Genomic DNA, 23,332 nt, shown 5'->3' with positions numbered 1-23,332 from the left:
GCTACTCTGCGACGAAATTATTTTTTGTCTTCTTTTACTTCTTCGAACTCAGCGTCTACCACATCGTCGTCTTGCTTAGGTTGTTCACCAGCGTCAGCACCAGCTTGTTCAGCTTGAGCTTTCTGTTGAGCAATTTCCATTAGCTTTTGAGCTGCTTGCATAAGTTCTTGAACTTTAGCGTCGATAGCTTCTTTGTCGTCACCAGACTTAACTGATTCTAGAGCTTCGATAGCTGCTTCGATTTTAGCTTTCTCGTCTGCAGGTAGAGCTTCACCAGCTTCTTCTACTTGCTTCTTAGTGCCGTGAATCATTTGATCAGCTTGGTTACGTGCAGTTACTAGCTCTTCGAACTTCTTGTCAGCTTCTTTGTTAGCTTCTGCTTCTTGAACCATTGCTTCGATCTCTTCCTCAGACAAACCGCCTGATGCTTGGATAGTGATCTTCTGCTCTTTACCTGTCGCTTTATCTTTAGCAGATACGTTCAGGATACCATCAGCATCTAGGTCGAATGTTACTTCAACTTGTGGCATGCCACGTGGTGCTGGTTGGATACCTTCTAGGTTGAACTGACCAAGAGACTTGTTGTAAGTCGCTTGCTTACGCTCACCTTGAAGAACGTGGATAGTTACTGCGCTTTGGTTGTCTTCAGCTGTAGAGAACACTTGATCCGCTTTAGTAGGGATAGTTGTGTTTTTCTCGATAAGCTTAGTCATTACGCCGCCCATCGTTTCGATACCGAAAGATAGAGGAGTAACGTCTAGAAGAAGAACGTCTTTAACTTCACCAGCTAGTACACCACCTTGAACAGCAGCACCCATTGCAACAGCTTCGTCAGGGTTCACGTCTTTACGTGGCTCTTTACCGAAGAATTCAGTTACTTTAGCTTGAACCATAGGCATACGAGTCTGACCACCTACTAGGATAACGTCAGTGATTTCGCCTACAGATAGGTCAGCATCTGCTAGAGCAACTTTTAGTGGCTCAAGAGAACGTTGAACTAGGTCTTCAACTAGAGACTCAAGCTTCGCGCGAGTCACTTTGATGTTCATGTGCTTAGGACCAGTCGCATCAGCAGTAACGTAAGGTAGGTTTACGTCAGTTTGAGTAGTAGAAGAAAGCTCGATTTTCGCTTTTTCTGCTGCTTCTTTAACACGCTGCATTGCTAGTGGATCAGCTTTAAGGTCGATACCTTGCTCTTTCTTGAACTCATCTACTAGGTAGTTGATCATGCGGTTATCGAAATCTTCACCACCAAGGTGAGTATCACCGTTAGTTGAAAGTACTTCGAAAGTCTTCTCGCCTTCTACTTCGTCGATTTCGATGATAGAGATATCGAATGTACCACCACCAAGGTCGTATACAGCGATAGTGCGATCACCACCTTGCTTGTCTAGGCCGTAAGCCAGAGCAGCAGCAGTAGGTTCGTTGATGATACGTTTAACATCTAGACCAGCGATACGGCCAGCATCTTTCGTTGCTTGACGTTGAGCATCGTTGAAGTAAGCAGGAACAGTTACTACTGCGCCAGTTACTTCTTCGCCTAGGAAGTCTTCAGCTGTTTTCTTCATTTTCTTAAGAACTTCAGCAGATACTTGAGGAGCAGCCATTTTTTGGCCTTGCGCTTCAACCCATGCATCACCGTTATCAGCTTTAACAATGTTAAAAGGCATGATTTCGATATCGCGTTGAACTTCTTCATCTTCAAAACGACGACCGATTAGACGCTTAATCGCGTATAGCGTGTTTTGAGGGTTAGTAACAGCTTGACGTTTCGCAGGTTGACCAACTAGCGTCTCGCCTTCAGTGTATGCGATTACCGATGCTGTTGTGCGTTCGCCTTCAGCATTTTCTAATACGCGTGGTTTGTCACCGTCAAGAACAGCAACACAAGAGTTAGTAGTACCTAAATCAATACCAATGATTCGACCCATCAGGCTTTCTCCGAATAAATTCTATTTAGTTTTTTGCTATACCCACTATGTGGGGGGTAGTAATCAGGGATTCAACCCTAATACACAAAATTTAAATGCAAATGTATTTTGCTTTCGTATGCACCATAGATAAGGGCTCACGAATCCTTTTCAAGGGGGGATACTGGATTTTTTCACATTTATTTTGATAAAAGGAATGGTTAGACACGAATACATATCATTACCTTCACATAAGCCCAGTAACTGGGGTTATCACCCAATAAAAAACGGAGCCACTTAGGCTCCGTTTGTCTATTCAGGCTTTCCACTTAGATTTCATCTATAGAGGAAAATCTCTGATTACGCTTCTGCTTTCTTTAGCTCAGCTTCTTCGTTTGTTTCAACGCCGATTTCGCCTTCAGACTTAGCAACGATAGTGTTAACCGCTGTATCACCTACTACGTTAGAAGAAGTACAGAACATATCGTTGATACGGTCTACCGCAGCAATGATAGCTAGACCTTCTGGTGGTAAACCTAGTTGGTGCAATAGAACACCTACCATTACAACACCACCACCAGGAACACCACCAGCACCGATAGACAGTAGCAAGATAGTTAGACCCAGAGTAAAGATGTCAGCCGTGTTGATTGGTTGACCGAATGCGTTTGCTACGAACATTGTCGCTAGTGCGATGTAGATAGAAACACCAGACATGTTCATTGTCGCACCCAGTGGTACACCGAAGCCTGCCACAGATCTTGATACACCAAGCTTTTCAGTTAGAGTGCGCATTGTTACTGGGATAGTCGCATTCGAACTTGCCGTCGATAGTGAGAAAAGGATTTGCTCACGAGTTGCACGTAGGAATTGCTTAGGCGTAATACCTGTCGCGATACCAACCATCATTGGGTAGAAGAAGAAAATCCAGAACACTAGCATCGCAACAACAAGCGCTACATAGCCAGCTACAGACATAAGTGTCTCAGCGTTCAGTGTCGCACCTAGTTGAATCATCAGAGCGAATACACCAAATGGCGCCAAGCTCATTACTAGGCCGATAAGCTTCATCATGATTTCGTTAGCCATCTTGAACGTTTTGATCGCTGGACCGCCACGTGAATCAAGAGCCTGAATAGCAAGACCAGTCAAAATTGCCATGAAGATGATCTGTAGCATGTCGCCGCTTGCAAACGCCTGAACTGGGTTGCTAGGAACGATGTTCACAACAAGAGAGAAGATATCTGGAGTTTCAGTTGTTGTTAGTTGAACTGTCTCAGAGATCGTTCCGGCTAAATCTGCACCAGCACCCGGTTGGAAAATAAGGCCAACAGTTAGGGCTGCAGAAATCGCGATGATGGTGTTGATAATGTAAAGAGCAAAAGTTTTACCACCTAGGCGACCGAAAGAACGGATGTCTTTCAATTCAACAATTCCGCAAACGATAGATACGTATACCAGTGGAACAACCAATAGTTTGATCAAAGAGACAAACATACCACCGACACCTTCTGCTAGACCTAGCAGGTAAGTATCAAATACTGCAATACCGTTGAATAGGTACTGAATAGCAGTACCAATAAGTAGGCCGGCAAACAAGCCTACAAAAATCTTACTTGAGAGCGATTTATCCATCGTTCTTCTCCAGTTTGTTGTGTTTGAAATTTGTACTTTTATAGTTATATATGCGAGTTAAATCGCTATATCGCAGTGGATTTTACATACAAAGATAACAATTAAAAGCATTTATTTACAAAAACATTACAAGTGTGACGTCAAAACATTTCTTCATTAACAACTGGTTTCATAATATAAAACTCTAAATCATTGTTCTGGGTAATATAAAAGGAACAACATTCTTAATGCGTTTTTGGTGACTATTTACGTGGGGTCTCAAGTTATAGGCACAAAAAAAGAGAGGCATATGCCTCTCTTTCCATTTTACGTAAACCAGTGATTTATTTTGTCGCCGCGACTACTCAGTCAATGCGCGACTCAATCACTTGGCAGCGTAACACGTCATTACTTAGCAACCATAACCATCGCAGGGCGAACCACACGACCGTTTAACTCGTAACCTTTTTGCATTACGAACATAACCGTGTTTGATTCGTGATCTGGACTTTCTTGGATAGACATCGCTTGGTGGAATTCAGGGTTGAACACTTCACCTTCAGGGTTGATCTCTTTAAGACCAAACTTAGCAACTGTGTCTACGAACGTTTTGTGCGTTAGCTCAACACCTTCAAACAGTGGCTTAACCACTTCGTTTTCAGCATCTGCCGCTTGCATTGCACGCTCTAGGTTGTCGATGACAGGAAGTAGACCTTCAGCAAACTTGTTCAAAGCGAATTTACGCGCCTTATCAATTTCTTGCTCGCTACGGCGACGCATGTTTTCAACTTCAGCTTTTGCGCGAAGAACAGAATCTTGCTGCTCTTTCACTTTAGATTCGCTAGAAAGTAGTGCAGCTTCTAGTTGAGCGATTTTTGCTTCTTGCTCATCAACAGACTCTTCATTTAGCTCAGCTTCTTCAACTTTCTCAGCTTCAGCAATGATTTGATCTAGCTCTTCTTCCGTTACTTTGTTTTCTTCGTTGCTCATGATCTCTCCAGAATTCGTTTTCAATGCAAGTGACAGGTGTGTTTGCACCCCAAATTGATATAAAACACTCGCATAGACGTTCAACTTGCCTTTATTATGGGGATGAAGAATTTTGATTCAAGCCTAATTCGTTTGGAAACGTTATGAAAAAGCCATTTGAAGTCATCGCCATTATTGGTAAACCTCGAGATCAGCAAGCAATTCAGACTCATAGAGAGCTCTATCAGTGGTTAAGTACTGAGGGTTATCAAGTGTTTGTGGATGACAGACTCGCTACAATTTTAGACGATATCCCACAAGAACATTTTTCTAGCCTAATTGAATTAGGTAAACGCGCCGATCTCGCCATTGTGGTGGGTGGTGACGGAAATATGCTCGGTGCCGCTAGAATCTTGTCACGTTTCGATATTTCAGTGATTGGCGTAAACCGAGGTAACCTAGGTTTCCTTACCGATCTTAATCCTGAAAACTTCCAGAGTGCGCTTACTGATGTACTCAAGGGTGAATTCATGGAAGAAGAGCGCTTCTTACTTGAAACTGAAATTCATCGTCATGGCCAAATAAAAAGCCACAACGCCGCACTCAACGAAGCAGTACTTCACCCCGGTCAAGTCGCACATATGATCGAGTTCGAAGTGTATATCGATGACAGCTTCGCCTTCTCACAGCGTTCTGATGGCTTGATCGTCTCAACACCGACAGGTTCTACCGCTTATTCGCTTTCTGGCGGTGGTCCTATCCTGTCATCAAGCTTAAATGCAATTTCATTAGTACCAATGTTCCCACACACCCTTTCAAGCCGACCACTTGTGGTGGATGGAAAGCGTCGTATCAAGCTGATCGTATCGCCAGATAACCGCGGTACACAGGAAGTGAGCTGCGATGGTCAAATCTCGCTACCAGTTTCTCCTGGCGATGAGATCCACATTTACCAAAGTCCGAATGTGCTCAAGCTGATCCACCCTAAAGACTACAACTACTACCATGTTCTGCGTAACAAACTAGGCTGGTCGAGTAAGTTGTTCTAAAAGAATAAAAGCTCCAGAAGTAACCGAATTATGAAAGGCTGACGACGTTCGTCAGCCTTTTTTATTGCCCATAGAAAGCCCGTCGGCTCTCGCTTCTCTGCAATTCCTTATACCTCCACTCCCGACAGGGAGGAACAACTGAATTGGGAATCTACTGCGGTTTCAGTGATCTACGGACGCGCTCAATTCTGAGATCGGTCACAAAAAATTTTTACCTGTCGACTTTACTGTATAAAGAAACAGTATATACTGGGCTTATATACAGTATTGTTCAGTTATACAGGTAAATAAAAATGCTGGCTCATCTAAGTGTTAATAATTTCGCTATTGTTAAGTCTTTACAGCTAGAACTCTCTAAAGGCATGACAACAATCACCGGAGAAACTGGTGCGGGTAAATCTATCGCTATCGACGCTTTAGGCTTGTGTCTTGGAGGAAGATCTGATGCAGGAATGGTTCGACAAGGTGAAGAAAAAACCGAAGTCAGTGCCGCTTTTTTACTTGAGAACAATCTGCATGCTACCCGCTGGTTAGAAGACAATGAACTGCTTGATGGCGGTGAATGCATCCTACGCAGAACCATCTCTAAAGAAGGTCGTTCTCGCGCATTCATCAACGGCAGTCCCGTGCCTCTTTCACAATTAAAATCGCTTGGACAGCTGTTGATCAACATTCATGGTCAACACGCGCACCATCAGTTGATGAAAAGCGATTACCAAATGGCCATGCTTGATCAATACGCAGGTCACTTGAACCTATTGAAATCGACACGTAATGCTTACCAAGCCTGGCGACAAGCCGATAACCACTTGAAAGAGTTACGTGAAAATAGCCAGCAAAACCAAGCTCAAAAACAACTTCTTGAATACCAAATCAAAGAGTTAAATGAGCTGTCTATTGGGGAGGAAGAATATGAAGACCTCGAACAAGAGCATAAGCGCCTCTCCAATAGCGGAGAACTGGCCACAACCTGCCAACAAGCTATCGAGCTTATTTATGAAGGTGAAGAAGTTAATGCGCTTGGTATTCTGCAATCGGCCAATAACTCCTTAATTCAGTTAGCGGAGCTAGATGAAAGATTGGCTGAGTTACCAAACTTATTGTCTGAAGCCATTATTCAGATTGAAGAAACCAACAACGAGTTAAGAACATACCTAGACAGCATTGATGTTGATCCCGGTCGTATGGCTTACGTTGAAGAGCGCTTCTCAAAAGTAATGTCGATGTCTCGTAAACATCACGTGTTGCCAGAAGAGCTCTATAAGCATCATCAAGACTTATTACAACAAGTTGAAGCGCTTGATTGCTCTGATGACAAGTTGGAAGAATTAGCAAACGAAGTAGAAAACCAATACCAATCGTTCGTGGCTAAATCAGAGAAGCTTCATAAATCTCGAACTCGTTACGCAAAAGAACTCAACAAGCTGATCACGCAAAGCATGCATGAACTGAGCATGGAAAAAGCGCAGTTTGCCATTGAAGTAAACAACACCAACACACACCCTTCTCCATTAGGTATGGATAACGTGACCTTCATTGTTTCGACCAACCCTGGCCAACCAATGCAGCCCATTGCTAAAGTGGCTTCTGGTGGCGAGTTATCACGAATCTCACTAGCGATTCAGGTGATCACAGCGCAAAAAGTGGATACACCAAGCCTCATTTTCGATGAAGTCGATGTGGGTATCAGTGGACCAACCGCTGCGGTTGTCGGAAAAATGCTTCGAAAACTGGGCGAATCTACGCAAGTGATGTGTGTGACGCATTTACCTCAAGTTGCCGGTTGCGGTCACCAACAGCTGTTTGTTGCGAAGAACACGAAATCAGGTAAAACCGAGACTCAAATGCACACGCTTGATGAACAACAACGCGTTTCAGAGCTTGCTCGACTGCTTGGTGGCAGCCAAATTACCGAATCGACACTTGCCAATGCAAAAGAGTTATTAATCGCAGCTTAGGTTACATATTCGGCAACTTTCTGATAATTTACCGAAAATTCTTGGCAATTTTGCAACTTAATTCAAAATTGCCAGTCATAACAAGCTCAAAGCGCAAGGAGCTTTTTACTTCTTGCTGGAGCTTGTTTATTATCAGGCAGTATTTTAGCGAAGAAAGATCTCAAACTATGCGAATTAAAAAGTGGTTAGTTGCAGTTCCACTTGCACTAACAATGTTGACCGGTTGCTCTCTACTAGAGAAGTTGGTTTATCGAATTGACATCAATCAGGGTAACTATGTTGAACAAGAAGCTGTCGATCAGCTCAAGTTTGGCATGACAAAAACACAAGTTCGTTACGTTATGGGCTCACCTATGCTTATCGAAAATGGCTATCCAGATACGTGGTACTACATTTACCACCACCAAAAAGGCCATAACGACCCTATCCAGAAAAACCTTGTCGTGAACTTTGATGCCACAGGCACTCTAGTAACGATCAATGGTGACTTTGAAGCCAGTGATGAGTTCTTCGAAAGCCTTCGCTAGCTTTCAACTAACAAAGCTTTCCAGTCAACAAAGCTCTTAGCCGATAAAGCTATCAGTCGACAAAGCTATAGGTCGACAAAGCAAGAATCGCAAAAGCCTGCTCACTTCACACGAGTAGGCTTTTTAATATCTGCTAACAAATTATCTGCGTTGTCTAACCAACAGGCACAAAAAAGCTCGCCAATATCGCGAGCTCTCTTCTTAGTCAAACTTGTTTGGCATTACGATTTAGCAGCTGCTGCTTTTGCTTGCTCAGCACGCTTACGGCGAATCTCTTTTGGATCGGCCAACAGTGCTCGGTAGATTTCGATACGGTCTTTATCTCGAACTGTCGCATCTAGCTTAACGTTACGGCTGAATACGCCAACCTTGTTTTTCGCTAAGTCGATTTCTGGATACAGTTCCAAAACACCAGACTGTGCGATGATCTCTTCAACGGTCGCGTTCTTGTTCACTACCAAGGTAAACACACGCTGCTCGTGCGGAAGCGCGAACACAACCTCTACGTGGATCATATCTGATTCAATAGTCATGGCTTAGTAAACCTGTTTCGCGCGTTGAGTAAAAGCACTGACCATATTACTCGTCAGCTCATTGAAAACCTTACCAAATGCCATTTCAATCATTCGGCTAGAGAATTCAAACTCTAACTTAAGCTCAACCTTACACGCTTGCTCATCGAGCGGAGTAAAATACCAACCGCCCTGTAGCTTTTTAAACGGGCCGTCCACCAGCTCCATCAAGATCTCAGCGCCATCCGCTAAGCGGTTCGATGTGGTAAATGTTTTACTGATACCCGCTTTAGAGACATCAACCGAAGCCACCATAGTTGAATCTGAAGATTCGATCACACGTGAACCAGAACACCCTGGCAAAAACTCGTGATAACGAGCAACATCATTGACCAAGCTGAACATCTGGTCGGCACTAAACGACACTAATGCTGAACGAGTAACCTTTGGCATATAGACTCCTGTTAAAGACAGCGTTACATTAACACAAACTGCAATTTTAATTGTATTGGGCCAGAGCGCAAATAAAAAGGATTCCCCAACTAGGGTGCAATCCGTATAATGAGGCCATTATGGCAAAGAATAAATCAAAATCAAAAGCCGGTAGCAATACCATTGCGCTTAATAAGAAAGCTCGCCACGAATATTTCATCGATGATGAGATAGAAGCGGGGCTTGAGCTACAAGGCTGGGAAGTAAAATCCCTACGTGAAGGCAAAACCAATATCGCAGAAAGCTACGTCTACATCAGAGACGGCGAAGCATTCATCAGTGGTATGACGATCACTCCGCTCACTCAAGCGAGTACTCATATCGTGGCGAACCCAACACGCATCCGTAAACTACTAATGTCGAGAAAAGAACTCGACAACCTTATCGGTCGTATTAACCGTGAAGGCATGACACTTGTCGCAACCGCGCTTTACTGGTCTCGCTCTTGGGCGAAGATTAAAGTTGGCGTAGCGAAAGGTAAAAAGCTGCACGATAAACGTACTGATATGAAAGAAAAAGATTGGGCGAGAGATAAAGCACGAATTATGAAGAGTAATTTGCGTTAATTTTAAGCACTTAAACGCACAGTGCTAGACAGGCAAAGCTTTTCTGGTACTATGCAAATAACACTTGGGGCTGATTTAGGATTCGACAGGAATTTTGAAGTCTGAGGTGCATGCCGTGGGGCGGTTGGCCACGTTAAAAGCCGCAAAAAAATAGTCGCAAACGACGAAAACTACGCACTAGCAGCTTAATAACCTGCTCAGAGCTCTCTTACCCTAGCTTCCGCTCGTAAGACGGGGACCAATAAGAGATCAAACCCAAACTAGCTAGCGCGGATTCTCCCACCTGAGAGGAAAAGCGCGAATAACAATTCAGGTTAGCCTTTAACTAGCGTGTCGGTTCGCAGGTTGCTGGTGAAATTAAAGATCGACTAAGCATGTAGTACCAATGATGAATGATTTTTGGACGCGGGTTCAACTCCCGCCAGCTCCACCAAACGTTTGGAACGGGACATCTCAGGATGTCCCGTTTTTGCATCTAAAGCCTTACACATCAACACATTACCCTTCTCGTAGCATTTCATTACATATCAAGACCTCTCAATCTCTTAGTATTCCAGTTAGTATTCCAAGCAACAACTCGTTATATTGGAATACTAAACAGCAATTCTAGGGGTGTATATGGCTCGTAAAACAACTCGTCTTACTGACAAAGAACTAAAAGCAACAAAGCCCAAAGATAAAGACTACGTCCTATCAGATGGCGATGGATTGCAGTTTCGAGTGAGAAAAAATGGGACGACTCAATGGAATCTCAATTACTACCACCCGATAACCAAGAAACGCATTAACCTAGGATTAGGGACTTACCCTAGCCTCACCCTTGCCAATGCTCGAAAAATAGCTTTAGAAGCAAAAGAGCTACTAGCGCAGGGAATTGATCCGAAAGAACATCGAAACGAGTCAGTAAAGGAGCAAGCCGCTATTGTTGAGCACACTCTGTTTAATGTTGCCTCGGACTGGTTCGATATAAAGCGTAATGATGTGACTGTGGACTACGCTAAAGATATTTGGCGTTCTCTTGAGCTGTATGTATTCCCAACACTCGCTAAAACACCAGTTACCCAAGTTACCGCTCCAATGGTGATAGAGTTGCTTCGCCCAGTAGAAGCAAAAGGAAGCTTAGAAACCGTAAAGCGTGTCACTCAAAGGCTTAACGAAGTGATGGACTACTCCGTCAATTGTGGGCTCGCACCAGCAAACCCACTTTCAGGTATTCGAGCTGCTTTTAAAAAGCCAAAGAAAGAAAACATGAAAGCCTTAGCACCTGCTGAGCTACCTGAACTAATGGCAGCAATAGCCAACGCCAGTATTAAGCGCACCACTCGCTCGCTGATTGAGTGGCAACTGCACACAATGACTCGCCCTAATGAAGCGGCAGGCACACGATGGGAAGAGATCGACTTTGAGAATAATCAGTGGGTGATTCCTGCGGAGCGTATGAAAAAACGTAAAGAGCACTCCATCCCACTAACGCCTCAAATGTTAGCGCTCTTGGAATCTATGAAACCGATCAGCGGACATCGTGACTATGTATTTCCTGCTGACCGTGATCCGAAAAAGCCAACCAACAGCCAAACCGCAAATGCTGCCCTGAAGCGCATGGGCTTTGCTGGGCGCTTAGTAAGTCACGGCTTGCGTTCTATTGCCAGTACCACACTTAACGAGCAAGGGTATGATTCTGATTTGGTCGAAGCAGCCCTCGCCCACATTGATAAAAACGAAGTGAGACGAGCATACAACCGCACCGACTATTTAGAGCGCAGACGCCCAATGATGCAATGGTGGAGCGAGCATATTATCCAAGCATCACAAGGCACACTTTCTATTACTGGTTATAAATCACTGAGGGTTGTTGGCGATGAATAAGCAAAAGCACATTGATATTGACCCGAAGAAAGTAACAGCATCAGAAATTAAGGCACTGAAAGGTGGGGTAGTCCCTAAAACATCAGTCGAAATATCTTCATTCGCTAACGATGATATTTTCTTAAAGTATGAAGATGACCTATTTGAATTCTTGAACAATCCACCAAATAACTTAACACTTGAACACCGATTTTACATTCAGATGCTCAACCAACTGCTCCAAAGAAAATCCATAAAAAGCAAGAGTGCTGGGCGACCTGAAAAGCTACTTTCAGAATCAACTTTTGTTTGGGCTATTTGTATTTTATTAGGTAGTAAAAACAAAGCTGCATTGGCACTTGGTATTGATACAAAAGCTATTCGTGTACACGTGAACAAACTTGATAGTTTAGGCATCAGCCCTTTTCCTGAGCGAGAGCTTTCACACAATCACAGCATTGGAACAGATTCCGAAACCATCCTGTTTCATGCCATGCAAGTAGTCAAAAGTTATGAAGAAGAGCTACAAGAAGTAGCACGAACCGATGGAGGCGATACACTTACCCAAATTAGAGCTCGCTATACGAAAACAAGAGAGCAAACACACTTGATTAAGTATCAGTCGCTATTCAAAAGGCTCAATCGTAAGAGATAAAGTCACTTCTTCAAAAACAGATAAGGGGGGAATAAATCGCTCTCCTTTTTTTCCGTCTTATTTCATCACAGATAACTCATTAATCTCCTATCAGAAGTTACGACATCTAAGGAGATCACATGAGTACCAAAGTTCAACTTTCTATTGTTCGCTTACCAGAAGTAATGCGTCTAACTGGTTTATCACGCCCTACAATCTACCGCCGAATCGCTGAAGGTTCCTTTCCAGCTAGGGTATTGTTAGGTGAAAGAGCTGTCGGGTTCAAATTACATGAAGTCATTGAATGGATTGAAAACCTAGAAGTAAAACAAAATAAGGGGGCTTGATATGACACCTGAACAACAAGCAACTCAGCGCCAATACATTGCTTCAAAACAACGTTATCACAAGCATATACGAGCCCTAAAACACCTTACAGAATCGGGAGTCTGTATCCATAAATCGACATACAGTAATGAGTGGAAACTACTTCATTTACTAGCGCAGTCATACGGCTCGTATGTATTTTTATGTAAATACCGACTTTCAAAAAAGCTAGGAGTTGCTTGTGGATTTCTAACTCGCAAAGCAAAAGCAATTTTGAAGGACTATGCCAAAGGGTATCCCGTGATAATTCCTCCAGAGATCAATGTAACTTCAAAGCGAATGATGGGGAAAAGCAATAGCTTTGTAGTGGCTAACAAAGGGGCAAAGAAGGCTCGAACACCAAAAGTAACCAGCATCAAAGGTAAGTATAAATAAGCAATATATTGCCCCGCCTCTATGCGGGGCTGTAACTTCTGGTATTTGTATCTAATGCTATCAATTCAAGATCTTTCCTCTGTTCTACAAGTATCAGAAAGCTCCATAAAAAGAATGGTAAAAGACAAGGCGCTCCCGCCTCCGATTAAAGGATATAAAAACAAAAACATCTGGCTGCCCTCGAAGCTCAAAAAACACAGTCCTGTCCTCGGTGAGCTATTTGCTCATGTACCAGATAGAGGCAACCAAAAGCGCAAGTATCAAAAAGGTAAATCGAACCAAACTGTGCTGCGTACATTCATAAGCCCTATCTCGGGTAAGCACTTACCGATACTCACAAGCGGCTTAGACGGCAGCCCTAGAGCTTGTTTTACTAGTGAGCTTAAAAGGCTTAGTAATACGTTTGAGCCACTACTAGAGAGCTTTAGGCTACCAGTAGGCATTATGCTCACCATAAGTTCAAAGACAGTAAAAGAGCACCGACTCAAAACCATGAGCGAGGTTATCAAGCCGATTAACCGCCAGCTTCAAAGCATAAAAATCACACCGTGTATCTGGCGAGGGTGTGAAGAAGTCACCGCCAACGGCAAGCACTACCACATTACGATCATGTTTGACGCCAGCCCATGGGCTCACAAAGAAAGTGGCTCGATAAAGAGAAAGATCCGAAACGCACTCAAGCGATTACCGTTTAAGGCATGGTTTGGGGAGAACGATATAGAACGCCTAGAGCGGATTCGTCTAGTTAAGTGCTGGAGTGATTACTGTGATTTTTTCGAGCATACCAGCTACCAAGCGAAAGTTGCGACCAAGCCAAAGCGAGATAAACAAAGCTTGTTATCAAAACGTAAAATTGCTTTCAGTGGTTCTAGGTTAAATAAATCAGCATCAGAGAATAAATGAGACTCTGAGAGCTCTTGCTGAAAGCTATGGTCGATTTGAGCTTGCTTAGCTCCTAGTTAAATGGGTAGGTTTAATATGTTTCCGTATAGTCATCCCATTGAGAGACTCAGGTGTCACAAGGGTTAGAACTCAATTCTCTAGTTCAAAAAACTATTCGCTCAAAGTCTCATTCCTATATCTCTCTTTTATATCTTAACTGGAGCCTAAATGGGGGGCATAAATTACTTGTTAAGAATCAGATCTAATCCAGAATGTGGGGAGATAGTTAACGCTTCACAGTAGGATAAATACTCAATTATATCTAATCGCCTTTCTCCTTGTTCAATCTTGCCAATGAATGAATGAGGGCAGCCTAGCCTTGCAGCAAGCTCTCTCATTGATAGTTTCTGTTTTAGCCTTTCATCTTTTAGCCAATGAATTAGCTTTTGATAATCAGCAGAGTGAATTGTTTTTTTCATTGTTCCGATATTAGGAACAAACTACAATGTACCCAAATTAGGTACAGGAGTTTACAATGAGAAAATTATTATTTTTGACAGCTGTAATAGTGCTCACGGGGTGCGCTGGTGGAGCTTTTGATGAGAACGCAAAGAAACAGGAACTAAAAAATAAGTTCGAGGAGTATGGAGCATGCTTAAGTCTGTACCATTTTACTAGATTATCTGTAATGAAAAATATGGGTGGAGATTACAAACAAATCACGAAAGGTCGAACACCAAGTGACAATAGTTGGGCGACTGGCTTCTATAAGGATGGGGACATTATAATAGAGTATAGAGGGGACTCACTAAAGGTAGCAGCTGAACCAAACGCAAAAGCAATCTCATCAGCAGGATGGATAGCGGCAATGATTGACGATAAAGGGGTCATATATGTAGGCACCGTCTCAACAAGTGAGATTATCTGTACTAGTCGAAAGCCATCTGGATTTCTCAAGCCAGAAACAATTAAAACGATGTCAAAAAAACAAATGAGTTTTTAACTTGGCTAGCGAGCTACCAACCTATTATTGAACCACAACAAAGGCTAGACAAGTTGCTTGCTAGCCTTTGTTTAATATCATGTACTCATAGAATATATCTACTACAACCCCTTGGGGAAAAGCGATTCCAATCGAACAATAGAGTACTATCACTTGGTTTTATGAAACGTTTTTCTTCACTTTAGAGCCTTCAACCTAAAACGTCATTGTCCCTTTTCTACTTAATGCTTTTACTCATTCATACCCGATTTATGGGCTTTTACCCTACTAAAAGTTATCTACTCTAATAATGCGGTTCGTTGCAATCCACGTGATGTATCACAGGGTGGTATAGCAACTAAACTATAACAGTCCTTTGTTTAAGTTCTCCGCTCCAGATTAAAACTGATACCTCTAGTATCTTTGATAACCCACACCAACATATACTATGAATTGCAGTGCGCAACAAAGAAATGAATCATAACTCATGGTACTCTTAACGAAACTAATCATAAGGACTAATTGAAAATCATGAGACTTACTTTACCTATTTTTGACTTTACCGATAATAACGGTTTTAACTCAGGTATCGATATTTTCGGTAGAAAGAGGTTTGGCGAACAAGTCACGAACTTGATTCTAAACACTGAAGAAAATTTGGTTTTAGCTCTTGATTCAAACTGGGGGCAAGGAAAGTCAACTTTTATCCGAATGTGGAAAGATCACAACAACTTGTTAGAAGTCCCATTGACTACGATTTATTTTGATGCATTTGAGAATGATTATCAACAAGATGCATTTCTTGCACTTGCATCAGAAGTCTACAATGCACTCCAGTTGGATGTAGAGACCGACAAAGAAGAGTTTAAAAACAAAGTTTTTAACGTTGCTAAAGCTTTTGGCCGTAGTGCGATACGTATCGGAAGCCGCGTAGCTACTGCGGGATTAATCGACGATACAATACTTGATGCAGCTCAAGATGAACTGTCGAAATCTATATCTGATAATGTTGAAAGTTATATATCGCATAAACTAGACAACACAGATCAAGATCGATTAGCGTTAAAAGAATTCCGTGACTTCCTCTCCACAGTAATTCAAGAAAAGATGGCCAATAAAAAATTGGTTTTCGTAATTGATGAACTAGATAGATGTCGTCCAGATTTTGCTTTAGAAATAATAGAAAAAATTAAACACCTATTCTCTGTAGAAGGTTTAACATTCTTGCTAGTTATGAATCGTACCCAGCTAGAAGAGTCTGTTAAATGCAAGTATGGCTCTGGAATTGAGGCTCAAACATACTTACAGAAATTCATCCATATTTGGTTACAACTTCCAGAGAATCGCAACCAAGATTTTGGTCAATCAGATAAGATTAAATTTTTAAACTATGCAGTTCGAGAAATGGACTGCGATTTTCTTGCAGTCAACGATGTTACCAAGAAAACCCTACTTGAAGTTATCGCAGCAAACAACACATCATTTAGAGAAATTGAGCGGATGATGACGCAAATTGCTATAATACAAAATATTGAAACTCATACGAGTCAGTATAACTTTAACTATCAATTAGCGGTTGCTGGCCTCATATTTATTAAAGTTAATTTACCTGATTTATATTTAGGACTAGTAACAAAAAAAATTGATCCGGATATGCTTCTAAGAAGATTGAACATCAAACAAGAAAACGGTACATACGCAGGTTCATTAGCTAATATCATTCTTGCAACTCTATGTGATGACGCTACATTTGAACAGATGCTCGAATCTGGTCAAATTCAAATGGAAACACATCGCGCATTTGATAGAGATGTTTTTGTTAGTTTACACAACGTAGTTAATAATTTCGGTCAAATATAAATAATAAAAAAGGCTCTTGGTGAGCCTTTTTTGTTTCTAGTGTAGGCGTTACACAATTGTCCAACTATCTTTCAGCACAACTTTTTAGACATTGCTCAATTTCAAGATCACAAAAACACTTAGTATTCCAAATGGTATTCCAAAATAAAAACAATGAAAGCTTAATCAATATAAATCATTAAGTTAAAGATTAGATTCAACTTACGCCAGCCCACCAAACGTTTGGAAAGAGTTGGCCCTTTTTGTATTTTATAATCATCAATTATGCTGTCGGTACTAAACGCGCTACCTTTCACTCACAGGGTGACGCACGGTGTAAAGTGCTTTTGATTCCCATGACTTTAGTTTCGAACCATCTCATGCGCTTCAAAGTCAGTATTTCTAATTAACTTTTATGTGGCATATTTGATCTACTTACGTGTAACCATCACCTCACCTTACCCGCATGGATAATCGCCAATCGCAGAAAAACTTAGCGACAAGTCTAATAAAGGCTGGTATCCACCTTCTTGCAATACCTCTTTAAGCTAAAGGCTTTGATTATCCCCTGAAAGGTATAAAGTTATATATATCCCTTTGTTGGGATAGCACGGCCAATATCCTCTAATGGGGGTCAAGCCTCATAATATGAAGTGACAACTTGTGATTTATAGCCCACAACAATTAGCCAATACTTTATTGCTAATACGCAAAAAAATAAATGGACTCAGTTCGAAGTGGCAAAGAGAGTCGCATAAAGCAAGCTACCATTTCTAACTTTGAAACTAGACCAGATAAAGCCACGCTCTCTACCATGTTTAAAATCATTCAAGCCTTAGACCTGACAGTAAAGGTTGAAACAAGAAGTGAGAGCAAGACAATGTGTAATGCCTTTATATTACACACAATACTTGAACGACCACCTTAAGGTTCCGATAGAGAGTTAGCCATACTTTAGGTATCTCAAAGCCCCATGGCTTTGAGTTTTCTATTGTTCTTTCATTACATAAAGTAAATCACATTAGACTTTTAATAAGATCGCCAAGTTTGTAATCATAAAAGCTCACTACTGTAGACTTTTATGTGATAACTCAATGTATTCACCATAAAAGTGAACTTTAATAGACTTTTATTTAAAATCTACGTATAAATAACTTAAAAGTCTACTAAGACATACTTTATTGCATCATGCTATATGGAGGTTCTATGGTTAAGAAAGTAAAAGCAACTGAGTCACCAGATCTAAACCAGGTGTTCACACCATCACTACTTGGTGAGGCGATCAAAGCAAAAAGAACTCAAAGTAAAATCACTCAGCAAGATGCAGCATTGCTTTCTGGTGTTTCAAAACAAACCTACATAAAAATTGAACAAGGCAGCTCCGATATTAAACTAACCTCTTTAATGAAAGTTGTGTCTGCTCTAGGAATAAAGATATCGATACAACCATGGCAAGACTTAGATGCTTCAGTCTCATCACAGGAGAAAGGTAATGACGTCTGGGTCTAATCAATACATCCTCGATATAGTCTATAGCCAGCAAGTCATAGGCAAACTATCACTGAGTAAAGAAAGTGATGCTCTATCTGTAATCTACAAGCAAGATTGGATTGATAATGGGTTTCCCATATCGCCACACCTTCCATTTAACTCTGATATACCATCAGTCAATATCAGGAGGTTCTTACAGAATTTGCTCCCTGAAAATAAAGGGTTAGATTATTTGATCGACTTTCTTGGCGTATCACGTTCAAACGTATTTGCACAAGTTGGTGGTATTGGAACAGATACATCAGGTGCAATGATGTTCTTATCTGAAGGTGTTTCTCCAGTTCAAACTGAAACCTCTTTCAACCCAATCAACGATAGTGAATTAATTAAGAAACTATCTGACCCTGAGCTTTGGTATTTAGAAATATGGGAAGGAAAACCAAGACTATCAGTAGCGGGGGTTCAATCTAAGCTAAACGTTTTATCTATCGATGGAAACTTAGGGTTTGGAGAGGGTGAACTATGCTCAACTCATATTGTGAAGTTCGAAAAAAATGACCAACAACACCTTGTCATAAATGAATTTGTGACGATGAAGTTAGCGAAGCTAGTTGAACTAGATGTTGCTGATGTTGAGTTGCGGTATTTTGACCAATTTCCAGCCTTAATTGTAGAGAGATTTGATCGAAAGCTATTTAGCTCAACAAGTGTGAAACGAAGGCATATGATCGATGCCTGTCAAGCTTGTAACCTAGGTGTCGATAGAAAGTATGAACGAAACTTAGGTAAACAAAGAGATGTCAGTCATATTCGTGATGGTGTCAGCTTCACCCGACTTTTTTCGGTAACAGAGCAATGTGAAAACCCATTAGCGGCAAAACTAGCGATCCTAAAGTGGGCAATGTTCAATCTCTGCATTTATAACGCAGATGCACATGGCAAAAACTTCAGTTTCTTTGTCCAAAAATCGGGCTTAACACCAACGCCACTTTACGATCTAGTCAATGTAAGGATGTACCCTGAATTTGAGCAGGATCTTGCGATGGCAATTGGGGATGAATTTGACTCAGATTCTATTAATGCCTACCAACTTGTAGAGTTTGCTGACGATTGTGGTATTTCACCAAAATTGCTTCAACAGAGCCTAGTAAAGATCGCAAATGACATTATAAACAACATTGATGATGCTATATCTCTCGTCACTCCTACTTCTGATTCACAATTACCTTATTTAAACCGATACCGTGAAATCGTTGTGGCTAGATGTAAGCACTTCCTTAAACAATCACCACTCATCACTGAAATTGAGCTTTAACTTATAGATAAGCTATCTAATCAGAATATAGAAAGCACAAAGAGCAAAAGCTCTTTGTGTTACCTACTTGATAATTAACGCAGCCAGTTCAGTTACTGATGAAGAAGTTGAACCGATAGAAATTAGATAAATTTAGGTGTTACTCCATATCGCCCAGTAAGTAATCTTCATCGCTACTCACTACTGCGCCGTGCTTTAAGAAGTTCTTACCTAGGATCATGCTGTATTCAAAGCGAGAGCGATCTTGAAGGTTTACCCTCACCTCTTTCTCTAGGTCACCCAACTTCACCTTCATTTCTACCACTGGGCGAATGTTCACCTTCTCGCCTTTCTTAGCTTTAATGCGCATTACATCAATCACAGGCTTAGTGAAGTCTTGCTTATCGCCTTGGTTGTTTTGATAGGTAAAGCTCACCATGTCTTGGCCGTCTTTCTTAAATCGTTTGATGTTGACTGCGTTCATTGAGCTGACATCTGCGCCTGTATCCAACTTGGCAGGGAATGTCATGCCGTTGACTTCAACAACTTCTATATGCCCAACTTTAAACAAAGGTTCCGATTTCAAAAGATAATCAGATCGAGTATTCACATATACCCCATCTTTCGCCATCTTCTTACCTAGAATGAAGTACGCTTCTTTTTCATTGCTGTTAAGCACATCGATAGCAAACTCTTGTTGGCGAACTTTACCAGCTCCCAAAAACTCACCACTTACCACCGGGCGAGTATCATCACCGACCTTAAGCTTCTTAATAATTGGCTTTGTTATCTTCTGCTTCTCACCATTTACATCTGTAAGATAAAATTCAACAGAAGCCTCTTTGCCTTTACCTGTCATTTCAAAACTGTCGACCTTCAACAAAGGCGTGTTGACAGTAAATGAAGCAACAGCCTTCATAGGGAAACCATCTAATGTGATATCTTCTTCCGGTGAGATAATCAGTGGCTCAGTCTTCTTCGCGACCTCGCTGAAATTCTCAGATCCTTCAGAAAGAATATTCTCAGCACTGGTGTCAATCATAAAAAGCTCACTTGCTGTATCAGTGCCCAATCTGAGCTGTGAGCTGCTATTCGAACGGTCGCGCAGGTACACCAGAACGTCTTTGGTTGTGTTTTCATCGAGTTGAACCGGCACATACACCAAAGGTCTTTTTTTACCACCTACACTTAACATACGAACTAATGGCAGTGTCATCTCTTTCTGCTCACCATCGTTGTCGAACATATCAAACGTCACTTCACTGTTCTTCTTATCTACATCGATGTCTTTCGCATGAAGAATGCTGTAGCGATTTTTTAATGAGAAGGTCACGTTCATCGCCATTCCCGAGATAGACATCACCTCTTTTCGGCCAACAACCGTCGCGTTTTCCTGCTCCTGCAAATAGTCGTAACCAGCAAACACCAGTGCGTTATCCGCAAGGAAGGTTTTGCCGATCAATACTGGCGCAGAGAAGTGACTTCTGTCCGTCAGGTTAACGTCTGTTTTTAACTCTTGATCCGCAATGGTCAGCGACATTTTGACAGTAGGGCGAAGCAAAGGCGTGCTGCTGGTGCGGCTGCGTATTATGCTGACACGCTCTAAAGGTGCTTTAATTAATACCATGTCACCCGTACGTGGGTTTTGAACCTTGAAAGAGACCACAGCTTCATATTTTGCAAAGGTACTGCCATCCCAATCATCGTAATCAACATCGGAATTGTTCAACAGGTCTTCGGTTAACGCCGCCATCAACTCTTTGTCTTTGAGGTTTTTGTAGTCGGCATTAGAGCTCTTCACATGAATGTCTTCCGCATGCATAGAAGTGGTTTCTGCACCGGTATCGATTTTACCAATGAAAGGAACGTCTTTTAGCCCTTGAACGCTAGATAGGTATACATTCTCTGTACGCCCTAATACCGCCTTACCATCGAGTTCGTAGGTCGGATTTTGAGTGGTGTGTGAAGTGTCTGTAGCCAAAGAATATTGTGAAAAAAGTAGAGTGCTTAAAAGAGTTAGAGCCAAAGGTATCTTTTTCATTAGTTGGTCCGTTGTGATCAGTTCACTAATAATACTGGCGATTCGGCAAATAGTTCCCCCACCAGCAATGGTTCTCACATAACGTTAACGCTATGAGTTTTTCGATGACAAACCGATGACTTTGCGCAGCATTCGCTTATCGATTATTGACCATTGGATACCCGATAACCTTTTCAATATGTGGTGTTCTATTGAAAAAATAAATACCAAAAAGGCCAACGACAAGCGCTGACCTTAGCGATTCAAAACACACCTGAAGCGAGTTTAACTTGCTAAAACACAAACGGTTCTAGATAAACATAGCACTAAAAAGTGCCGACTGTTTTCTTTGCACAGATAGCTCGAGCTTTTTCTGCGTTCTCGCCTTTATTTTTGATAGAGCACTGTCGATAAGATTCGACGTAGCGCTCAAATAACACTTTGGCTTCAGGTTGTGGTTTAGAGAGCAGTTGGTTAACGAACTTTCTTGAGCCGACCTCAAAATGCTGAGTATCGATTGGGCTATTCCAATCCCCTCCCCAGATCATAAATCCGTGATGAGCAAACAGCTCAATCACATCTTCTGCCATGCCTCGGCGTTCAATTTCATCACGCGCGCGAAAACGAGTACGGTTCACATAGCGAGCCGCTGATTGTGAAGGCTTTACCGTGATTCGTCCCTTGCTATCGAACTCTAAGAAAGGATTTTGAACTGGGTTGATGTCGATTGCCACACCATAGGCATGTTTCGACCAACCTCCTCCGCCTGTAATAGGACGAGCGTTAAACGCGCTACTGTTGTTCGCGTCCATTGAGGCGCTATCATCACCTCTGAATTCACGCATTAGGCGAGCGGAATGAAGAGGAAAATTGCGCTGTTTAAGCTCTGAAAAGATTTGTTCAACAGCTGGCGCAATAACATCAAGCACGATCATATTGCCCTGTTGCGTTTCCCCTTTGAAATTAATGAAAGCGAAATCCACTTTGGATAGCCGCTCACAACCAACGGGCGCACCACTACTCAAGACATTGTTCTTTTTCATCATGTCGCATTGCCATTGAGATATAGAGGTAACCTGGGCATAACTCGCAGCACTGAGCACAGTGGCCAGCCAGCCGACAATAAAACGTTTCATATAAAAGACTCAAAAATAGTAAGAGTGAAAAGTAGCAGAAGTTGGAAAATAGCATATTAGGCCAAGTTGAGCGCACGCTTTGTTAGTGCGTTTTGTCCCAATAGACAATCTCTCGAACTCGTCCGTTCTGATCCTTGTCAGCTTCTCCACCAACATCAGAAAGTTCAGGTAAGGTCGATAATTGCGGAGCGTAATAGGCGATCAACATCAGTACAAAAGCATCGTAAATATCATCTATCGCGACGTCTTTACGCTTGGTATTTGAAATGGACAACGACAAGCCGTCACACCACTGAGGGGCAAGTTGCTGAATAATAGAAAGCCTTTCCTCTTTGCCTTCTTGTGTTCGTTTTGAAAACGTCAGCGGTTCACCTTTCAATGCTGCAAACACAACTTCAGGATGTGATTCCCTGATAGAAAGATTGGGATGAGTTTCAATGAGCTCATCAAGCTCGCGGATCTTGGGCACAATTCCCCAAGTCTGTTTAGAAAACTTCTTATCAAGCTGCTCCACATTGGCATTACATCCCGCAATGTAATCGGTTTGGTAAACCGCCTCTCGGCACGGAACAGGAAAAACGGAAGAGCCACGCTTACTGGTGAGAAAGCGCCTTGCTGCTTTATCGCATAATCTATCCGGAGTCTGTGAATCGCTAAAACCAATAGGCATATCGATTAACGTTGTTGCTCCCGTAAGATCGTCAAGCAACTCATCTAGGGTCTTTACCACCTTGAACTCAGGTGGCTCATTGCCAGAGACAATCCAAGCGATCCAACCTGCCTTGCAGCCATCAATTCCGATGTATTTCATTGTGTTCTCGATGATTAGTTTGTTGAGGGCTATTTGGGA

The 23,332-nt window shown here is 42.0% G+C and carries 22 protein-coding genes and 1 other RNA gene; 14 read left to right on the top strand and 9 right to left on the bottom strand.

From position 1 onward, the window contains the following. Positions 1-17: 17 nt before the first annotated feature. The 3 genes from dnaK to grpE form a co-directional block, all read right to left on the bottom strand. Complete coding sequence (gene dnaK / locus AB6D80_RS00420) at positions 18-1,931, bottom strand: molecular chaperone DnaK (protein ID WP_009848331.1); 1,914 nt, start codon at positions 1,929-1,931, stop codon at positions 18-20. A 339-nt stretch (positions 1,932-2,270) separates the two neighbouring features. Continuing rightward, positions 2,271-3,545 (bottom strand): dicarboxylate/amino acid:cation symporter, encoded by a 1,275-nt coding sequence (locus AB6D80_RS00415; protein WP_009848330.1) that lies wholly within the window; start codon positions 3,543-3,545, stop codon positions 2,271-2,273. A 387-nt stretch (positions 3,546-3,932) separates the two neighbouring features. Beyond that, positions 3,933-4,514, bottom strand: coding sequence for a nucleotide exchange factor GrpE (gene grpE / locus AB6D80_RS00410; protein WP_009848329.1), 582 nt, complete (start codon positions 4,512-4,514; stop codon positions 3,933-3,935). Positions 4,515-4,657: 143 nt separating this feature from the next. On the opposite strand from grpE, the gene nadK reads away from it, so the two are divergent. From nadK to bamE, 3 genes are all read left to right on the top strand, one after another. Continuing rightward, positions 4,658-5,542, top strand: a complete 885-nt coding sequence (gene nadK, locus AB6D80_RS00405; RefSeq protein ID WP_009848328.1) for an NAD(+) kinase — start codon at positions 4,658-4,660, stop codon at positions 5,540-5,542. A 293-nt stretch (positions 5,543-5,835) separates the two neighbouring features. Beyond that, positions 5,836-7,500, top strand: a complete 1,665-nt coding sequence (gene recN, locus AB6D80_RS00400; RefSeq protein WP_371703289.1) for a DNA repair protein RecN — start codon at positions 5,836-5,838, stop codon at positions 7,498-7,500. Between the two features lie 167 nt (positions 7,501-7,667). Continuing rightward, positions 7,668-8,027, top strand: a complete 360-nt coding sequence (gene bamE, locus AB6D80_RS00395; protein ID WP_009848326.1) for an outer membrane protein assembly factor BamE — start codon at positions 7,668-7,670, stop codon at positions 8,025-8,027. A 221-nt stretch (positions 8,028-8,248) separates the two neighbouring features. Here the strand turns inward: bamE and AB6D80_RS00390 are convergent, their stop codons facing one another. Further along, the gene (locus AB6D80_RS00390; protein WP_004735158.1) at positions 8,249-8,560 is read right to left on the bottom strand and encodes an RnfH family protein; all 312 of its coding nucleotides are present in this window, start codon (positions 8,558-8,560) and stop codon (positions 8,249-8,251) included. Between the two features lie 3 nt (positions 8,561-8,563). Continuing rightward, positions 8,564-8,992 (bottom strand): SRPBCC family protein, encoded by a 429-nt coding sequence (locus AB6D80_RS00385; RefSeq protein ID WP_004735157.1) that lies wholly within the window; start codon positions 8,990-8,992, stop codon positions 8,564-8,566. Between the two features lie 119 nt (positions 8,993-9,111). On the opposite strand from AB6D80_RS00385, the gene smpB reads away from it, so the two are divergent. The 7 genes from smpB (at position 9,112) to AB6D80_RS00350 (ending at position 13,741) form a co-directional block, all read left to right on the top strand. Next, positions 9,112-9,597: an SsrA-binding protein SmpB gene (gene smpB, locus AB6D80_RS00380; RefSeq protein ID WP_004735156.1), complete on the top strand. Its 486-nt coding sequence runs from the start codon at positions 9,112-9,114 to the stop codon at positions 9,595-9,597. Positions 9,598-9,663: 66 nt separating this feature from the next. Then, positions 9,664-10,030, top strand: a transfer-messenger RNA (tmRNA) gene (ssrA, locus tag AB6D80_RS00375). Between the two features lie 185 nt (positions 10,031-10,215). Beyond that, the gene (locus AB6D80_RS00370; protein WP_372187509.1) at positions 10,216-11,463 is read left to right on the top strand and encodes an integrase domain-containing protein; all 1,248 of its coding nucleotides are present in this window, start codon (positions 10,216-10,218) and stop codon (positions 11,461-11,463) included. Continuing rightward, entirely contained in the window at positions 11,456-12,097 is a 642-nt protein-coding gene (locus AB6D80_RS00365; RefSeq protein WP_372187508.1) for a hypothetical protein, read from the top strand. Before AB6D80_RS00370 ends, AB6D80_RS00365 begins: the two co-directional genes overlap by 8 nt. 119 nt (positions 12,098-12,216) lie before the next feature. Beyond that, on the top strand, positions 12,217-12,423 hold the full coding sequence (locus AB6D80_RS00360; RefSeq protein WP_372187506.1) for a helix-turn-helix transcriptional regulator: 207 nt from the start codon (positions 12,217-12,219) through the stop codon (positions 12,421-12,423). A gap of 1 nt (position 12,424) precedes the next feature. Then, positions 12,425-12,838 (top strand): hypothetical protein, encoded by a 414-nt coding sequence (locus tag AB6D80_RS00355; RefSeq protein ID WP_372187504.1) that lies wholly within the window; start codon positions 12,425-12,427, stop codon positions 12,836-12,838. Positions 12,839-12,892: 54 nt separating this feature from the next. Then, positions 12,893-13,741, top strand: coding sequence for a helix-turn-helix transcriptional regulator (locus AB6D80_RS00350; RefSeq protein ID WP_372187503.1), 849 nt, complete (start codon positions 12,893-12,895; stop codon positions 13,739-13,741). A gap of 221 nt (positions 13,742-13,962) precedes the next feature. On the opposite strand, the gene AB6D80_RS00345 is transcribed toward AB6D80_RS00350, so the two are convergent. Beyond that, entirely contained in the window at positions 13,963-14,199 is a 237-nt protein-coding gene (locus AB6D80_RS00345; protein WP_372187501.1) for a helix-turn-helix domain-containing protein, read from the bottom strand. Between the two features lie 56 nt (positions 14,200-14,255). On the opposite strand from AB6D80_RS00345, the gene AB6D80_RS00340 reads away from it, so the two are divergent. From AB6D80_RS00340 to AB6D80_RS00325, 4 genes are all read left to right on the top strand, one after another. Continuing rightward, positions 14,256-14,723: a hypothetical protein gene (locus AB6D80_RS00340; protein ID WP_372187498.1), complete on the top strand. Its 468-nt coding sequence runs from the start codon at positions 14,256-14,258 to the stop codon at positions 14,721-14,723. 510 nt (positions 14,724-15,233) lie between these two features. After that, positions 15,234-16,562, top strand: a complete 1,329-nt coding sequence (locus AB6D80_RS00335) for a P-loop NTPase fold protein (protein ID WP_372187497.1) — start codon at positions 15,234-15,236, stop codon at positions 16,560-16,562. A gap of 1,185 nt (positions 16,563-17,747) precedes the next feature. Next, a complete protein-coding gene (locus tag AB6D80_RS00330; protein WP_017098054.1) occupies positions 17,748-18,050 on the top strand; it encodes a helix-turn-helix transcriptional regulator in 303 nt (100 codons plus the stop codon). Beyond that, positions 18,034-19,347 carry a HipA domain-containing protein gene (locus AB6D80_RS00325; protein WP_017098055.1) on the top strand — a complete coding sequence of 438 codons (1,314 nt, stop codon included), beginning with the start codon at positions 18,034-18,036 and terminating at the stop codon, positions 19,345-19,347. Before AB6D80_RS00330 ends, AB6D80_RS00325 begins: the two co-directional genes overlap by 17 nt. 139 nt (positions 19,348-19,486) lie before the next feature. Here the strand turns inward: AB6D80_RS00325 and AB6D80_RS00320 are convergent, their stop codons facing one another. The 3 genes from AB6D80_RS00320 to AB6D80_RS00310 form a co-directional block, all read right to left on the bottom strand. Beyond that, a complete protein-coding gene (locus AB6D80_RS00320) occupies positions 19,487-21,367 on the bottom strand; it encodes a RimK/LysX family protein (protein WP_017098056.1) in 1,881 nt (626 codons plus the stop codon). A gap of 305 nt (positions 21,368-21,672) precedes the next feature. Beyond that, a complete protein-coding gene (locus AB6D80_RS00315) occupies positions 21,673-22,482 on the bottom strand; it encodes a M15 family metallopeptidase (RefSeq protein WP_372187495.1) in 810 nt (269 codons plus the stop codon). A gap of 82 nt (positions 22,483-22,564) precedes the next feature. Then, positions 22,565-23,293 carry a DUF429 domain-containing protein gene (locus AB6D80_RS00310; protein WP_017098058.1) on the bottom strand — a complete coding sequence of 243 codons (729 nt, stop codon included), beginning with the start codon at positions 23,291-23,293 and terminating at the stop codon, positions 22,565-22,567. Positions 23,294-23,332: the final 39 nt, after the last annotated feature.

The sequence above is a fragment of the Vibrio sp. 10N.247.310.17 genome (genome assembly GCF_041466605.1).
Classification (GTDB): Bacteria; Pseudomonadota; Gammaproteobacteria; order Enterobacterales; family Vibrionaceae; genus Vibrio; species Vibrio tasmaniensis_A.
Note: the sequence above shows the minus strand (reverse complement) of the source record. Positions and strands in the feature narration are given on the sequence as shown.

Coding starts and splice junctions, on each gene's coding strand:
- AB6D80_RS00390 (WP_004735158.1), bottom strand. CDS start 8,560: ATGACTATTGAATCAGATATGATCCACGTAGAGGTTGTGTTCGCGCTT.
- recN (WP_371703289.1), top strand. CDS start 5,836: ATGCTGGCTCATCTAAGTGTTAATAATTTCGCTATTGTTAAGTCTTTA.
- AB6D80_RS00415 (WP_009848330.1), bottom strand. CDS start 3,545: ATGGATAAATCGCTCTCAAGTAAGATTTTTGTAGGCTTGTTTGCCGGC.
- smpB (WP_004735156.1), top strand. CDS start 9,112: ATGGCAAAGAATAAATCAAAATCAAAAGCCGGTAGCAATACCATTGCG.
- bamE (WP_009848326.1), top strand. CDS start 7,668: ATGCGAATTAAAAAGTGGTTAGTTGCAGTTCCACTTGCACTAACAATG.
- nadK (WP_009848328.1), top strand. CDS start 4,658: ATGAAAAAGCCATTTGAAGTCATCGCCATTATTGGTAAACCTCGAGAT.
- AB6D80_RS00360 (WP_372187506.1), top strand. CDS start 12,217: ATGAGTACCAAAGTTCAACTTTCTATTGTTCGCTTACCAGAAGTAATG.
- grpE (WP_009848329.1), bottom strand. CDS start 4,514: ATGAGCAACGAAGAAAACAAAGTAACGGAAGAAGAGCTAGATCAAATC.
- AB6D80_RS00350 (WP_372187503.1), top strand. CDS start 12,893: ATGCTATCAATTCAAGATCTTTCCTCTGTTCTACAAGTATCAGAAAGC.
- AB6D80_RS00315 (WP_372187495.1), bottom strand. CDS start 22,482: ATGAAACGTTTTATTGTCGGCTGGCTGGCCACTGTGCTCAGTGCTGCG.
- AB6D80_RS00320 (WP_017098056.1), bottom strand. CDS start 21,367: ATGAAAAAGATACCTTTGGCTCTAACTCTTTTAAGCACTCTACTTTTT.
- AB6D80_RS00345 (WP_372187501.1), bottom strand. CDS start 14,199: ATGAAAAAAACAATTCACTCTGCTGATTATCAAAAGCTAATTCATTGG.
- AB6D80_RS00370 (WP_372187509.1), top strand. CDS start 10,216: ATGGCTCGTAAAACAACTCGTCTTACTGACAAAGAACTAAAAGCAACA.
- AB6D80_RS00355 (WP_372187504.1), top strand. CDS start 12,425: ATGACACCTGAACAACAAGCAACTCAGCGCCAATACATTGCTTCAAAA.
- AB6D80_RS00325 (WP_017098055.1), top strand. CDS start 18,034: ATGACGTCTGGGTCTAATCAATACATCCTCGATATAGTCTATAGCCAG.
- AB6D80_RS00310 (WP_017098058.1), bottom strand. CDS start 23,293: ATGAAATACATCGGAATTGATGGCTGCAAGGCAGGTTGGATCGCTTGG.
- AB6D80_RS00340 (WP_372187498.1), top strand. CDS start 14,256: ATGAGAAAATTATTATTTTTGACAGCTGTAATAGTGCTCACGGGGTGC.
- AB6D80_RS00335 (WP_372187497.1), top strand. CDS start 15,234: ATGAGACTTACTTTACCTATTTTTGACTTTACCGATAATAACGGTTTT.
- AB6D80_RS00385 (WP_004735157.1), bottom strand. CDS start 8,992: ATGCCAAAGGTTACTCGTTCAGCATTAGTGTCGTTTAGTGCCGACCAG.
- dnaK (WP_009848331.1), bottom strand. CDS start 1,931: ATGGGTCGAATCATTGGTATTGATTTAGGTACTACTAACTCTTGTGTT.
- AB6D80_RS00330 (WP_017098054.1), top strand. CDS start 17,748: ATGGTTAAGAAAGTAAAAGCAACTGAGTCACCAGATCTAAACCAGGTG.
- AB6D80_RS00365 (WP_372187508.1), top strand. CDS start 11,456: ATGAATAAGCAAAAGCACATTGATATTGACCCGAAGAAAGTAACAGCA.